Origin of the sequence: Amycolatopsis sp. YIM 10 (assembly GCF_009429145.1) — a bacterium.
Taxonomy (GTDB): Bacteria; Actinomycetota; Actinomycetes; order Mycobacteriales; family Pseudonocardiaceae; genus Amycolatopsis.
Map to the genome: position 1 here is coordinate 3,267,876 of NZ_CP045480.1, position 14,243 is coordinate 3,282,118.

The following is a 14,243-nucleotide window of genomic DNA, read 5'->3' on the forward strand; positions in this document are numbered from 1 at the left end:
TATACCGCTTCCTGCTAGGCTGGCGGTATAACTATACCAACCACCCTCTGACGCGAGGTTTTTGTGATCGAACTGAAGACGCCAGCGGAGATCGAGCGCATGCACGTGGCCGGTCGGTTCGTCGCCGAGGTGCTCACCGAGGTCGGCAGGCTCGCCGATGTCGGCTTCAACCTGCTGGACCTGGAGCACCACGTGCGCGGCATGATCGAGCGGCGCGGCGCGGAGTCGTGCTACTGGGACTACGCGCCCTCGTTCGGGCGCGGCCCGTTCCGCAACGTCATCTGCCTGTCCGTCAACGACGCCGTGCTGCACGGCCTGCCACACGACTACGTGCTGCGCGACGGGGACGTGCTCAGCGCGGACCTCGCGGTCGGCATCGACGGCTGGGTGGCCGACTCGGCGCGCACGGTCATCGTCGGCACGGCCGCCGAGGAGGACCTGCGGATCATCCGTGCCACCGAGGAAGCGCTGGAGGCGGCGATCGAGGCGGCCCGGCCCGGCAACCGGCTGGGGGACATCTCGGCGGCCATCTGGTCGGTGGCCCGCGACTACGGCTATCCGGTGAACACCGAGTTCGGCGGCCACGGCATCGGGCGGACCATGCACGAGGAACTCCACGTGTCCAACAAGGGCAAGCCGGGGCGCGGCCTGAAGCTCCAGCCGGGGCTGACCCTCGCGCTCGAACCGTGGTTCGCCCGCACCACCGACCGGGTCATCTACGACCCCGACGGCTGGACCATCCGCTCGGCCGACGGCTCGCGCACGGCCCACTCGGAGCACACCATCGCCATCACCGAGGACGCGCCACTGGTCCTCACCCGGCGCGACTCGGAAACACCCGCCACACCGGGCAGTTCCGGCGGGCGGGTGTCTGCAAAGGACGCGTGAGCTTATCGCCCGCCGACTACGCCGCCGTCTTCTCTGGTGATGACGATGGTGGCGGAGCGGGGGCGGCCGGTCGGGCTGAAGTCGGGCCAGTTCGAGCCGGCCCTCGGGTCGTCCGGGGTGCCGGAGTCGCCGGGGTGCTGGATGTTCACGAACAGCGATCGGCCGTCCGGGGTGGCGGTGATGCCGGTGATCTCGCATCGCCGCGGCCCGGCCAGGAAGCGCCGGATCTCCCCGGTGGCCGGGTCCGCCGCGAGCATCTGGTTGTTCTGGGCGGCTCCGTCGACCAGCGGCTGGGTGCCGTCGGTCTGGATCCACAGCCGCCCCGCCTGGTCGAACCACAGTCCGTCCGGTGAGCCGAAGGCCTGGCCGGCGGGCACGGTGGCGCCGCTTTCCTGGTCACCGGCCAGCAGGAAGATGTCCCAGTCGAACTTCTCCGCGGCGGGGTCGCCGCCCTCGTCGATCTTGACGATGTGCCCGAAGCGGTTGTTCAGCCGGGGATTGACCGGGTCGGTGGATTCCGTGCGGGCGGTGTTGTTGGTGCAGGTGAAGAACACCGCGCCGGTGCCGGGCTGCACCGTGCACCACTCCGGGCGGTCCATCGGCGTCGCCCCGGCCGCGTCCGCGGCGAGTCGCGTGTGGACCAGGACCGCGGCCTGGTCGGCGAAGCCGTCGGCCTCGGTCAGCCCGGGTTCGCCGTGCACCAGGGGTAGCCAGCGGCCGGTGCCCTCGGCCTCGAACCGGGCCACGTACAGCGTGCCCGCGTCGAGCGGGCTGCGGCCGCCCGCCCGCGCCTGGTCGATCGGCTCCGCGCCGACGAACTTGTAGAAGTAGTCGAACTGCGTGTCGTCGCCCATGTAGACCACGGCCTCACCGCCGCGCGCCTTCACCACGACGGCGTTCTCGTGCTCCATGCGGCCGAGCGCGGTCCGCTTCTTCGGGGTGGACGACGGGTCGAACGGGTCGATCTCCACCACCCAGCCGAACCGGTGGTACTCGTTCGGCTCGGTCCGCATGTCGAACCGGGATTCCGTGGTGTACCAGGGATACGGGGACTCGGAGCCGATGCCGTAGCGCTCCTCGGGCGAACCCGCGGGCGGTGGCTGCTCGCCGTAGTAGAAGTACTTGTTGATCGTCTCTTCGCAGGTCAGATAGGTGCGCCACGGCGTCGGCCCGCTCGCGCAGTTGTTCAGCGTGCCCAGCACCCGCACCCCGTCGGGATCGGCGCCGGTGCGCAGCAGCGGGTGCCCGGCCGCCGGGCCGGTGAGTTCGGCGGGCGTGGTCATGGTGATCCGGCGCGCGAACTTCGATTCGGCGAGCCGCCAGCCGCCGCCGACGCGGTCCTGCTTGACCTCCACCACGGAAACCCCGTGCGCGGCCATCGACTTCGCGGTCTTCTCCGGTGTCCAGGCGGCCTTGCCGTCGGTGTGCAGCAGTTGCTCGGTGGTGGCTTCGTGGTTGACGCACAGCAGTCCGGCCCGCCCGGCCCCGGCGGTGAGCGGGAAGAACCACATGCCGTCGTGGTGGTCACCGGCCTGCCTGGCCTGTTCTTCCGCGGTGTTGCTCGCGTCCTCACGGAACGCCGGGCCGGACGGCTCGATCGGGTGGCCCCACGGGAACAGCACCTGGTACCGGTACCCCGGCGGCAGCACCACTTCGTCGGCGCTGCTCGGCGGAATCGCGGGGAAGCCGAGCAGCCCGGCCGGTGCCGCGGCGGCCGGGCGCGGGGCGGCGGTGGCGAAGAAGGACGCGGCCGCGGTGGCGAGCCCACCGGCCAGCGCCGTCCGGCGGGACAGGCGGCGCTGGGCCAGTTCGGAAAGGGTGGGCGGGGAGGCGGGGTCAGGACGCATGCGAAGACGCTACGAAGGCCACATGGCCCGCACTCCACGCGAACATGAACGAACCGGGCCGTCGAGGTGTGGTTGCTGTGGCGAGCACGCGTCGCAGTCCGTCGAAGGAAGCCAGGATCCGTTGTGCCTCTTCTTGCAGGCAAGGGTCAGGCGCGCCTGCTCCGCCCGGTCAGCGCGGCCATGGCGAGCAGCACGGCCACGCCGATCGCCGCGACCGCGGTGAGGCCGGTGGTGAAGTCGTGTCTGCTTTGGACGAACGTGCCGACGCTGCCGAGCACCGCGACGCCGAGCGCCAGGCCGAACTCCACGCTGGTTTCCGACAGCGCCGAGGCCGCACCGGCCCGGTCGGGTGGCGCCGCGCTGACCACGATGTCCGTGCTCAGCGCCATCACCGGTCCCAGGCCGAGGTAGATCAGCACGAGCCCGATGACCAGCGGCGCGATTCCCGAGGTCCAGGCCAGCACGAGGAAGCCGAGCGCCGCGACCACCAGCGACCACGCGAGCACGCGGTGGACGGGCAGCCGCCGGGTCAGTGCGGGCGCCGCGACCGAGGTGAGCACCATCGCCGCGGCGGAGGGCACCAGCCACAAACCGGCTTCGATCGGGGAAAGCGCGGCTTCCTGCTGGAGGTAGAGCGCGGCGAACAGGTAGACCCCGGCGACACAGGCGAGCGCGCCGAGCAGGACCACCAGCGCGTTCCGGAACGGCCGCGCGGCGAACAGCCGCAGGTCGATCAGCGGCACGCTCAACCGCCGTTGCCGCCGCAGGAACACGACCCCGGCACCGGCCCCGAGCGCCAGCGCGATCCCACCGGGCAGCGCCGAGCCGCCCTCGGCGAGGTGCTTGATGCCGTAGACGACCGGCAGCACGGCCGCCAGTGACAGGGCCACGCTGGCGAGGTCCAGCTTGCCGGGTTCGGGGTCGCGGTGTTCCGGCAGCAGGAACGGGCCGGTGAGCAGCAGCAGGACCATCACCGGCACGGCGAGCAGGAACACCGAGCCCCACCAGAACCATTCGAGCAGCAGCCCACCGGCGATCGGGCCGAGCGCCACCCCGCCGGACAGCCCGGCGGACCACAGCCCGATCGCGGTGCCGCGCTGACGCGGATCGCGGAACATGCCGCCGATCAGCGCGAGGGTGGACGGCATCAGCGTGGCGCCGGCGATGCCGAGCAGGCCGCGGGCGACGATGAGCAGTCCGGCCGTCGGTGCGAAGGCCGCCAGCACGGAGGTGACCAGGAAGGCGGCCGCGCCGATCAGCAGCAGGCGGCGACGGCCGATCCGGTCGCCCAGCGTGCCCATGGTGACCAGGAAACCGGCGACGAGAAAGCCGTAGGCGTCGGAGATCCACAGCAGCTGACCCGGGCTCGGGGCCAGCTCCGCGGCGAGGCTGGGCAGTGCCAGGTAGAGCACCGTGGCGTCCATGGACAGCAGCGCGGTCGGCAGGACGAGCACGGCGAGGCCGAGCCATTCGCGCGGACCGGCGGAGATTTCGAGTTGTCGATCGGGCATGCCGCGACGCTAAAGTCTCACATGGATGTGAGAGTCAAGCGCGAATTCCGGAGGGGCCGTGCGCATCAGCGAGCTGGCACGCAGGACGGGCGTCAGTCAGCGCCTGCTGCGGTACTACGAAGAGCAGGGTTTGCTGCGCCCGCAACGCCTTCCCAGTGGTTACCGGGTGTATGACGAAAGCGACGTGACCACCGTCGAGCACATCCGCAACCTGCTCGCCGCCGGCCTGTCCACCACCACGATCGCGGATCTGCTGCCCTGCATGGGTTCCGAGGGCGGGCAGCTCATCGCCGACTGCCCCGAGCTGCTGGTGGACCTCCACCGCGAGCGGGCCAGGCTCACCGCGGAGATCACCGAGCTGACCACCGCCCGCAGCACCCTGGACCAGGTGATCGCCACCGCGCCGCCCTCGGTCGAGCACGCCGCCGCCCAGCTGCGCGACGCGGGTTGACGGCGGGGTCAGGAGAAGTCCAGCACCAACCGGCCGCGTAGCCCGCCCGCTTCCAGCAGCCGGTGGGCCTTGGCCGCCTCGTCGGCGGGGAGCACGTCGGCGACGTGCAGGCTCAGGGTGCCGTTCGCGGCTTGGCGGCTCAGCGCGTCCAGCCGCGCGGTGTCGGTGATGCCGTCGGTCACCATCACCGGAATGACGTGGATGCCGCGGTCGGCCGGGCCGGACCAGCCCCGCAGTTCGGCCAGCGTGCCGCCGTCGGCGATGGCGGGCAGCAGGTCGCCGGTCTGCGTCGAGCCGTCGATGAGGCCGGGCACGCCGTCGGGCGCCAACGCGCGGATGCGTTCGGCGACATCGGGTCCGCGCTCGACGAGGTGATCGGCACCGAACCGGCGCACCCGGTCGGCGTCGGCCGGGGCGGCGTCGGCGATGACGGTCCGGCCGTCGGCCTTGGCCAGCTCGACGGCGTACCCGCCGACAGCACCGGCCGCACCGGTCACCGCGATGGTGCCGCCGGGAAGCGCGTCCAGTGCGAGGCGTGCGGTCATCGCGTTCATCAGCAGGGTGGACGCGGCGGGGAAGTCCACCCCCTCCGGCGCCGGAACCACCGACGCGGCGGGCACGACGACGTGCTCGGCGTAGGCGCCACCGTGCGGACCGGTGAACAACACCATGGCGACCACCCGCTGCCCGACGGCGAGCCGGTCGTCCACGCCGGGGCCGAGCTGGTCGATCACGCCCGCCGCGTCCATGCCGGGCACGAACGGGGGACGGCGGCCGGGCATGCGGACGGCGTGGCCGCCGGTCCGCAGCAGCACATCGGTCGGATTCACCGCGGCCGCGTGCACCCGGATGCGGACTTCACCGCGGCCCGCACGCGGTTCGGGCAGGTCCAGGACCCGCAGCACTTCCGGACCACCGAAGTCGGAGACACCAATCGCCTTCATGATCCGGGCAACCCGCCTCGCCGTACCGGCATTCCGCGCCCACCATCCGGGAAAAGTGCGTGCGCGAAAACTTGCGCGCACGCACTTTTATCTCTAGTCTCGTGGTGGTCAGATCCCGGCAGGAAGGACCAGAACCCATGCGCGCCAAGGGCATCGCGTACGACACCGGCTTCGTCCGCAGCGGCGGAACCTCCCGTGAGAACTTCGATCCCGAGGTGGTCCGGCGCGAGCTGGCCATCATCCGCGACGACCTGCACTGCACCGCCGTGCACCTGGTGGGCGGTGATCCGGAGCGGCTGGAGCTGGCCGCGCGCTGTGCCGCCGAGCTGGGGCTGGAGGTGTGGTTTTCGCCCTACCCGCTGGAGCTGACGCCCGCGGAGATCCTGTCGCTGTTCACCGGCTGCGCGCAGCGGGCCGAACGGCTCCGGCGGACCGGGGCGGAGGTCGTGTTCGTCGCGGGTGTCGAGCTGAGCATCATGAGCCAGGGCTTCCTGCCTGGCGCCACTCTCGAAGAGCGGCTCAGCTTGCTGCTGAGCGAAATCAGGGGAGGAGGGGGGTCGCTCGCCGAGATGAACGTCCGCCTCCGCGAGTTCCTGGCTGAGGCCGTCGCCGCGGTTCGCGAGCGTTTCGGCGGGAAGGTCACGTACGCCTGCATTCAGTTCGAGCGCGTCGATTGGTCCCTGTTCGACTTCGTCTCGGTTGAACTCATCCGTTCGGCCGAAGTGGCCGACCAGTTCCAGGAAGGCGTGCGAAAGCTTGTCGCGCAAGGAAAACCGGTCGCGATCACCGGGTTCGGCACGGCCACCTGGCGTGGTTCCGGTGACGTGGCACCGCGCAGCATGGAGATCGTCGAGTACGAAGGGGACACTCCGGTTCGCCTGAGCGGTGACTACGTCCGCGACGAGGAAGGGCAAGCCGCCTACCTGCGCGAGTTGCTGGAGATCTTCGAAGCCGAAGGTGTGGACAGCGCCTTTGTGTACCTTTTCGCGCTCTACAACTACCCGCATCGCGCCGACGACCCTCGCCGCGATCTCGACCTGGCCAGTCTCGGTGTCGTCAAGGTTCTCGAAGGCCGGAACGGCGAAACCTATCCGGACTTGCCCTGGGAGCCGAAGGCCGCCTTCGCCGCCCTTGCCGAGTACTACCGCGAGATCGGGGGAAGCGGGGCGCGGGCGGCTTCCGGCGGCAAGCTGTCCAGGACGAGCGCGAGGTAGCGGGGCCAGTCCGGGCCCGCGTGGCTCGCGCCGGCCACGAGCATGGTGACCAGGCAGGGGATGTCGTCCGGAGTGAGGTCGTCCCGGACCGCCCCGGCCTTCCTGGCCCTGGTCAGGATTTCGGCCAGCGGCTCCAGATAGCGGGGCGCGATGCCGGAGGTACGGGCGCCACCGCTGATCAGCGCGAGCACGCCCGGCTGCTCGACGAACGCGGTGGTGCTCTCGGTCAGCACGGTCTCCAGCGCGCGGCGCGGATCGGGGTCGGCGGCGGCCCGCCGCAGGACCGGCTCCACCCGCTCGGCGAAGTAGTCCTCCAGCACCGCCGCCAGCAGGTCGTCCTTGGTGGGGAAGTGGCGGAACAACGTGCGGGTGTTGACCTGTGCCAGCCGGGCGATCTGCTCCAGGGAGACCTTGTCGCCCAGTTCCGCCACGGCCGCGCGGGCCGCGGTCACGATGGCGGCCCGGTTGCGCCGGGAGTCCGCGCGCACCTGGCCGTTCCTGCTCTCCGCCACCGCGTCACGCTAACACCGGGGCTAAATGTCATGCCACTGACATTTATGCCATGCTCGGGGACATGGACCTCGGCATCGTCACCTTCCTGACCGACTACGGCATCGACCCCGTCCAGTTGGGGCGAGCGGTGGAGGAACGCGGATTCAGCTCGCTGTTCCTCGCCGAGCACACGCACATCCCCACCAGCCGCCGCACGCCGTGGCCGGTGGTCGGGCCACCGCAGCCACTGCCGCGCCACTACTCGCACACGTTCGACCCGCTGACCGCGCTGGCCGCGATCGCGGCCACCACCGGGCACATCGCCCTGGGAACCGCGGTGGCGCTGGTCAACCAGCACCACCCGATCAACCTGGCCAAGCGGGTCGCGAGCGTGGACCGGATCTCCGGCGGGCGGTTCGAGCTGGGCGCCGGTCCCGGCTGGAACAACGAGGAGATGGCCAACCACGGTGTCGACCCGGCGCGGCCGGTGGCCAGGATGCTGGAGCACATCGCTGCGATGAAAACGATCTGGACCGAGGAGGAGCCGGAGTTCCACGGCGAGTTCGTCGACTTCGACCCGATCTGGTCCTGGCCCAAGCCCGTGCGCCGGCCACCGGTGCTCATCGCGGGCGTCGGGCCGACCGTGCTGGACCGTGTGCTCAGCCACGGCGACGGCTGGCTGCCGCTGCCGTTGTTCACCCCCGAGCACCTCGGTGAGCGCATCGCGACCCTGCGCGAGCGCGCCGCCGACGCCGGGCGCCCGGTGAACGTCACCCTCTACGGCGGAAGCCCGGATGCGCTCGAGTCCTATGAGGACGCAGGAGTGGACCGGGTCCTTTTCGAACTCCACGACCACAAAAACCCTGGTGACGCCCTGCGTGAACTCGATCACCTCGCCCGCTGACAGGCCGCGTGACGGCGTGCCAGTCCCGTGCCAGTCCTGTGCCAGCGCCGTGTGCGCCCGGTGCCAGTGGCTCGCGCCAGCCTTCGGAGGAATCCAGAGACGACCTCACGGAGGTAGACCATGCGCAACCCAGTCACGATCATCGGTGCCGGGCTCGGCGGCCTCACGCTCGCCCGCGTCCTGCACATCCACGGCATTCCGGCCACGGTGTACGAGGCGGAGCGGTCACCGTCGGCACGGGCACAGGGCGGACTGCTCGACATCCACGACTACAACGGGCAGCAGGCGGTGGCCGCGGCCGGGCTGATGGACGAGTTCCGCGGCCTCGTCCTGGAGGGCCACGAGGCGATGCGGGTGCTCGACCGGGACGGGAACGTCCTGGTCGACAAGGCCGACGACGGCACCGGCGGGCGCCCCGAGGTGCACCGCGGCGCACTCCGGCAGCTGCTGCTCGACTCGATCCCGGACGGCACCGTCCGCTGGGGACGCAAGGTCGAACACGTCCGTGCCCTCGGCGAGGGCCGTCACGAGGTGACCTTCGCCGACGGCACCACCGTGGTCACGGACCTGCTGGTCGGCGCGGACGGCGCGTGGTCACGGATCCGGCCGCTCCTGTCGTCCGCCGTGCCCGAGTACGCCGGCTCGTCGTCGGTCGAGATCTACCTGTTCGACGCCGACAACCGGCAGCCTGCCGCCGCGAAAGCGGTCGGCGGCGGGATGCTGATCGCGCCCGCGCCGAACAAGGGGATCACCGCCCACCGGGAAAGCCACGGCACGCTGCACACCTACGTGCAGCTCACCGAGCCGCTGGAGTGGTTCACCGCCATCGACTTCACCGATCCGGCCGCCGCCACCGCGCGGATCGCGCGGGAGTTCGACGGCTGGGCCCCCGAACTCACCGCGCTGATCACCGAAGGCGACACCGACCCGGTGTGGCGCCCCCACTACGCCTTGCCCACCGGGCACCGGTGGGAGCGGGTGCCGGGGGTGACCCTGCTCGGGGACGCCGCCCACCTCGCCGTCCCGGATGGCGAAGGCGCCAACCTGGCCATGGTGGACGGCGCGGAACTCGGCAAGGCGCTCGCCGCGCATCCCGGCGACGTCGAGACCGCCCTCGCCGAGTACGAGCGGGAAATGTTCCCCCGCAGTGAAGCCCGCCTCGACGACGACGTCCTGCTGGAAAGCCTGTTCGGCGAGAACGCGCCCCAGAGCCTGGTCGACATGTTCAAGGACGCGTGATGGTCACAGGTCGATGACCAGGCGTGGGGGCACCGCGCGGGAAACACAGCAGTACATGCGGCCGGGCGGCGCGCCGATGTCGTCCCGGTGCTCCGGTTCGCCCTCGACGACGGTGAGTTCGCAACTGCCGCACACCCCTTCGCGGCAGCCGGACGGCACCCGGTATCCCGCGTGGTTCAACGCGTCCAACATGGACTCTTCCGCGCCGACCGGCACGACCTGGCCCGAGCGGGCGCACTGCACCTCGAACGGCTGGTTGGGCGCGAACTCCTTGACCGCCGGGCGGAAGCGTTCGAGGTGCAGCCGCTGCGCGGGGAACGCCGCTTCGGCCACGTCGAGCATCGAGCCGGGGCCGCAGCAGTACACCCGTGCGTGCGGGCCCAGCGTGGCGGCCAGCGCGGTGAAGTCAGGCTTGCCGTGTGCCTCGGTGGGGTGGACGCGCACCCGATTTCCATGTGTGGCGAGGAGTTCGTTCGCGAACGGCATCGTGGCCATCGACCGGCCCACGTACACCAGCGTCGCCGCGGCGCCCGCTTCGATCGCCGCGGTCAGCATCGGCACGATGGGGGTGATGCCGATCCCACCCGCGATGAACAGGTACTCCGGCGCGGGAAGCAAGGGGAAGTTATTGCGGGGCAAGGAAACTTCGAGCGTCCGGCCGGTACGGAGGAACAGGTGGACGTACTCGGAGCCACCCCGGCTGAGCCGGTCGTGGCGGACCGCGACGCGATAGCTGTCACGATCGGCCGGGTCCCCGCACAGCGAATACTGCCGGACCAGCCAGTTGGGCAGGGCCAGGTCGACGTGCGCACCCGGCTCCCACGGTGCCAGCGGGCCGTCGGCGCCGCGCAGGACGAGGGAAACGACGCCGTCGGCGACCGGTTCCACTTCTTCGAGAACTGTTCGCTGCATGTTCCGGCCGCCTCAGTACAGTTGCCGGTAGCCGGCTTCGAGCATCTGCTCCAGCACCGCCGGATCGACGTCGAGGCCCATCTGGTCGGCGGAGATCTCCCCGACGGAAGGAAGCTCCTCGGCCAGTGCCTGGCTCGCCGTATCCCACAGCCGGGACCGGATCAGCGCGCGTCCACAGTGGAAGAAGATTTCGGCCACCTCGACGATGACGGCCAGTTCCGCGCCCTTGCCCTCGGTCCGCATCCTGGCCAGCACGTCCGGTTCATCGGTGGGATACGCGTGACCGTTGACGCGCAGGACTTCCCGCACACCGGGAATGACGAACATCAGCCCGATCCCGTCGTTCTCGGCGAGATTGCGGAACGAATCGGCGAGTTTGTTTCCCGGCCGGTCGGGAATCGCGAGCGTGCGGTCGTCGAGCACTTTGACAAAGCCGGGATAGTCGCCGCGCGGTGAGCAGTCGGGCAGTCCGCTCGCGTCCGAGGTGGCCATCGCCAGGAACGGGGCGTGCGCGATGAACCGGCGGAAATGCCGGTCGACGCGGTCGTGGACCTTGGCCTTGACCATGGCCTCCGGTTCACCGAGCCGGGCGCGGACCGCCTCGAGGGAAATCCGGCGCGGACGCGCGTCGCTACGGGTATCAGTGCTGGTCATGGCTCAATTATGAGCAATTGTTCGGCTTGCCGGCTACTCGCTTTCCGGTGCCGCGGCCGACATTCGATGACGTGCGAATGCCGGGCTCGCCAGCAGCCGTTGCTCGCATTCGGTGGAAGAACTCGCCGGTCCGGTAACGCCGAACTCGCCAAGCCGCGATTCGCTGGGTGACGACCGCCGCCGAAGCACGGAAGTGAGGGCATGCGGATGAGTGCCACGGTGATCTGGAGCCTCGCGCTGGTCGCGTTGGCTGGCTTCCTGGCCGCGTACTGGTCCAATCTGCGGCTGGCGCGGCGCAGGGATCGGCTCGAGCGGGTCAACGAGCAGTTGAAGGACCTGTACGGCCCGCTGCTCGCCTTGATCAGCGCGGCCGACAGCGCCTGGTGGATCTTCCGGGCCGACTACCGGCCGAACGGTGCCTTCTGGGACCAGGACGACCCGCCGACCGAAGCGGAGGGCGAGGCCTGGCGGTTGTGGATCTCGACCGTTTTCATGCCGCTGAACCGGCAGATGCGCGACCTGATCGTCACGAAGGCCCCCCTCTTCGACGAAGAATCCGTTCCGAAGTGCTTGCTCGACCTGTGTGCGCATGTGTCGGCCTACGAACCGATCCTCGTCTCGTGGGACAGCGGGAACTTCGCCCTGCACAAGCCCGCGCGCAATTTTCCGCGGGACCAGGCGCTCCACCACGCCCAGGAATCCTTCCGGCGCCTGAAGTCCCGCCAGCAGCAGTTGCTTCGCCACCGATAGGCGCCGTCAGAAAGCGAGCCCCAGCAGGAGCACGATCGGCAGCGAGAGCACCGACGCCAGTGTCATCGCGACGGTGTGGGTCTTGAACGTGCCACGGGTGCTCAGGCCGAGCAGTGACTGGAACATCCAGAAGAAGTTGCTGCTGACGTGCGGCAGGAACAACGCCCCCGAGCAGGCGGCGAGCGCGATGAGCACCACCGGCACGCCCAGCGAACCCGCGATCGGCGCGAGAATGCCCGCCGCGGTGATCGCGGAGATCGAGATCGAGCCCATGGCGATGTGCAGTACCGCGGCCACCAGCCAGACCAGCAGCAGTGGCGGCAGGAATCCGGCCCCGAACGATTCGGCCAGCACGTCCCGCAGGCCCGACTTGCCGATCACCTCGGCCACCGAGCCGGAGAGCCCGGACAGCACCAGGATCGGCCCGGCCATCGCCAGCGCCTTGCCCACGGCCGCGTTGACCTCCTGCCGGGGGAGCACGCGCTGGGCGAGCAAGTGCGCCAGCCCGGCGCCGACGGCCATCGCGATCACCGGGTCGCTCAGCAGCGCGACCGGGCCGAGGCCGAAGTCGAAGGCATTGGCCAGCGCGCCCAGTGCGATCAGCGCCAGCGTCACCAGCACCGGGGAAACGGACAGCAGCAGGGGTAGCCGCCGAGCCGGTTCGCCCGGGTGCTCGACCGTGGTGGGCTCATCGGGTGTGGTCGCCAGTTCGTCGGCGGCCGGGTTCCATCGCAACACCCGGCGCAGCAGCACGGCGAAGACCAGCATGGTGAGCACTGCGGTCGGCACGCCGACGGCGAGTCCGAAGAGGAACATCTCACCGAGCGGCACACCGAGCAGTCCGGCCACGGCGAGCGCGGCGACCCCGGGGACCACAAAAACCAGGCCGACCTCGATGCCGGCGGTCAGCGCCCCGCCCATCAGCGCGACGCCCCGGCTGCCCATCCGGGTGCCGAGCCGCCGGGCCAGTGGCGCGGTGAGCACCAGGACCACGTCGGAGTAGATGGAGGTGAACAGCGTCGACAGGGACACCGCGAACACCATCGGGACGCGCTTCTCGCCGAAGAATCCCAGGAGCCGCTCCATCACGCGCGTCAGCGTGTTCGTGGCGGTGAGCAGCGAGCCGATCACCACGCCGAAGGTGATCAGCAGGCCGATCTCGGCCATCACGTCGCCGAACCCGGTGGCCAGCGCCTCGGTCGTGCCGCCGACACCCAGCCCGGTGGCCAGGCCCAGGTAGGTGGCACCGATCAGCAGGCCGAAGATGGGCGGGGTCCTGAGCCAGGTGATCAGCACGACGATGCCGGTGATGGCGATGCCGGTGTGGGCCAGAAGCCAGGCCTGGGACACGGTGGCCCTCCTCGGAGTCCTCGCGGACGGCGCCGGTGCCGTCACGCGCCCCAGTAAGCCCGCCGGGTGGGGCGCTGGTCCAAGACCGGGTTGCTGGTTAGGTGATAGGCCCCGGTTATCGGTGTCCTCAACAGGAGGTGGCTCGTGGATGCTCGTCAGCTCAGGTACTTCCTGGCCGTCGTGGACGCCGGGAGCGTGCACCGGGCCGCCGAGCAGCTCTACGTCGCGCAGCCGTCGGTCTCCCAGGCCGTGCGCGCGCTCGAACGGGATCTGGGCAGCCTGCTGTTCCACCGGACCGGCCGCCGGCTGGTGCTGACCGCCGCCGGGCACGCGCTCGTCGCGCCCGCGCGCGAGGTGATGCGCGGCCTGGACCTCGCCCGCGCCACGGTGGAGGCCGTCGACGGGCTGGTCGGCGGTGAACTGGTCATCGCCGCGATGCCGTCGCAGTCGGTCAGCCCGCTCACCGGCCTGATCGCCGCGTTCGCCGGTGCGCATCCGCTCGTGCAGGTCTCGGTCCGGGCGGCCAGCACGCCCGCCGACGTGCGGAAGATGCTCACCACCGGTGACGCCGAGCTGGGCGTGGTGGCGGCTTCCCCGGACGCCGCGGCGTCGCCCGTACTGGACGCGCTGGACCTGGAGACGCAGTCGTTCGCGCTGCTGGCCCGCGACGACGAGATGCTGCCGCCGTCGGATCCGGTGCGGCCCGCCGAACTGGTCGGCGCCGCGCTCATCGTCGGGCAACAGGGGACCGGGATGCGTTCGGTGGCCGAGGCCGTGCGTCACGAGGCGCCCGGCAGCCGGTTCGCGGTGGAGGTCGAACATCGGGAGGCGGTGCTGCCGCTCGTGCTCGCCGGAGTGGGCATCGCGGTGGTCAGCGATTCCTGGTGCGAGCTGGCGAAGTCCGCCGGTGCCGCGGTGCGGGCGCTGGACCACCCCGACCGGCTGCGGGTCTGCCTGCTGTCCCGGCCGGGACGGTTGAGCCCGGCGGCTGCCGCCTTCCGCGAGCTGGCGGGTGCGCCGGAAAGATAGGTACAGCCTTTCAAGGCGGCAAGAACTGGGTCTTGGACGCGACGGCACCGGAGATCGT

The 14,243-nt window shown here is 70.6% G+C and carries 14 protein-coding genes; 7 read left to right on the forward strand and 7 right to left on the reverse strand.

What is annotated here, in order from left to right; translation table 11 throughout:
* Positions 1-63: 63 nt before the first annotated feature.
* Positions 64-888: a type I methionyl aminopeptidase gene (map, locus tag YIM_RS16000; protein WP_153031109.1), complete on the forward strand. Its 825-nt coding sequence runs from the start codon at positions 64-66 to the stop codon at positions 886-888.
* 2 nt (positions 889-890) lie between these two features.
* Here the strand turns inward: map and YIM_RS16005 are convergent, their stop codons facing one another.
* Both YIM_RS16005 and YIM_RS16010 read right to left on the reverse strand, forming a co-directional pair.
* Entirely contained in the window at positions 891-2,735 is a 1,845-nt protein-coding gene (locus YIM_RS16005) for a PhoX family phosphatase (protein WP_153031110.1), read from the reverse strand.
* Between the two features lie 146 nt (positions 2,736-2,881).
* The gene (locus tag YIM_RS16010) at positions 2,882-4,246 is read right to left on the reverse strand and encodes an MFS transporter (protein ID WP_153031111.1); all 1,365 of its coding nucleotides are present in this window, start codon (positions 4,244-4,246) and stop codon (positions 2,882-2,884) included.
* Positions 4,247-4,304: 58 nt separating this feature from the next.
* On the opposite strand from YIM_RS16010, the gene YIM_RS16015 reads away from it, so the two are divergent.
* Entirely contained in the window at positions 4,305-4,697 is a 393-nt protein-coding gene (locus tag YIM_RS16015) for a MerR family transcriptional regulator (protein WP_153031112.1), read from the forward strand.
* Positions 4,698-4,705: 8 nt separating this feature from the next.
* Here YIM_RS16015 and YIM_RS16020 read toward each other — a convergent pair whose 3' ends face one another.
* Positions 4,706-5,641: an NADP-dependent oxidoreductase gene (locus tag YIM_RS16020; protein WP_153031113.1), complete on the reverse strand. Its 936-nt coding sequence runs from the start codon at positions 5,639-5,641 to the stop codon at positions 4,706-4,708.
* Between the two features lie 137 nt (positions 5,642-5,778).
* Between YIM_RS16020 and YIM_RS16025 the strand changes: the two genes are divergently transcribed.
* Positions 5,779-6,855, forward strand: a complete 1,077-nt coding sequence (locus YIM_RS16025; RefSeq protein ID WP_153037021.1) for a hypothetical protein — start codon at positions 5,779-5,781, stop codon at positions 6,853-6,855.
* Here YIM_RS16025 and YIM_RS16030 read toward each other — a convergent pair.
* Positions 6,783-7,367 carry a TetR/AcrR family transcriptional regulator gene (locus tag YIM_RS16030; protein WP_153031114.1) on the reverse strand — a complete coding sequence of 195 codons (585 nt, stop codon included), beginning with the start codon at positions 7,365-7,367 and terminating at the stop codon, positions 6,783-6,785. The genes YIM_RS16025 and YIM_RS16030 overlap by 73 nt on opposite strands.
* Positions 7,368-7,417: 50 nt before the next feature.
* On the opposite strand from YIM_RS16030, the gene YIM_RS16035 reads away from it, so the two are divergent.
* Together YIM_RS16035 and YIM_RS16040 are read left to right on the forward strand one after the other, a co-directional pair.
* Positions 7,418-8,251, forward strand: a complete 834-nt coding sequence (locus tag YIM_RS16035; protein ID WP_228004770.1) for an LLM class F420-dependent oxidoreductase — start codon at positions 7,418-7,420, stop codon at positions 8,249-8,251.
* Positions 8,252-8,371: 120 nt separating this feature from the next.
* Complete coding sequence (locus YIM_RS16040) at positions 8,372-9,490, forward strand: NAD(P)/FAD-dependent oxidoreductase (protein ID WP_153031115.1); 1,119 nt, start codon at positions 8,372-8,374, stop codon at positions 9,488-9,490.
* 3 nt (positions 9,491-9,493) lie between these two features.
* On the opposite strand, the gene YIM_RS16045 is transcribed toward YIM_RS16040, so the two are convergent.
* Entirely contained in the window at positions 9,494-10,402 is a 909-nt protein-coding gene (locus YIM_RS16045) for a PDR/VanB family oxidoreductase (RefSeq protein ID WP_153031116.1), read from the reverse strand.
* A gap of 12 nt (positions 10,403-10,414) precedes the next feature.
* Positions 10,415-11,056, reverse strand: coding sequence for an MSMEG_1061 family FMN-dependent PPOX-type flavoprotein (locus tag YIM_RS16050; protein WP_153031117.1), 642 nt, complete (start codon positions 11,054-11,056; stop codon positions 10,415-10,417).
* 207 nt (positions 11,057-11,263) lie between these two features.
* Between YIM_RS16050 and YIM_RS16055 the strand changes: the two genes are divergently transcribed.
* On the forward strand, positions 11,264-11,806 hold the full coding sequence (locus tag YIM_RS16055) for a hypothetical protein (RefSeq protein WP_153031118.1): 543 nt from the start codon (positions 11,264-11,266) through the stop codon (positions 11,804-11,806).
* Between the two features lie 6 nt (positions 11,807-11,812).
* Here YIM_RS16055 and YIM_RS16060 read toward each other — a convergent pair whose 3' ends face one another.
* A complete protein-coding gene (locus tag YIM_RS16060; protein ID WP_153031119.1) occupies positions 11,813-13,156 on the reverse strand; it encodes a GntP family permease in 1,344 nt (447 codons plus the stop codon).
* 144 nt (positions 13,157-13,300) lie between these two features.
* Here YIM_RS16060 and YIM_RS16065 point away from each other — a divergent pair, with 144 nt between their 5' ends.
* Positions 13,301-14,185 (forward strand): LysR family transcriptional regulator, encoded by an 885-nt coding sequence (locus tag YIM_RS16065; RefSeq protein WP_153031120.1) that lies wholly within the window; start codon positions 13,301-13,303, stop codon positions 14,183-14,185.
* Positions 14,186-14,243 lie beyond the last annotated feature (58 nt).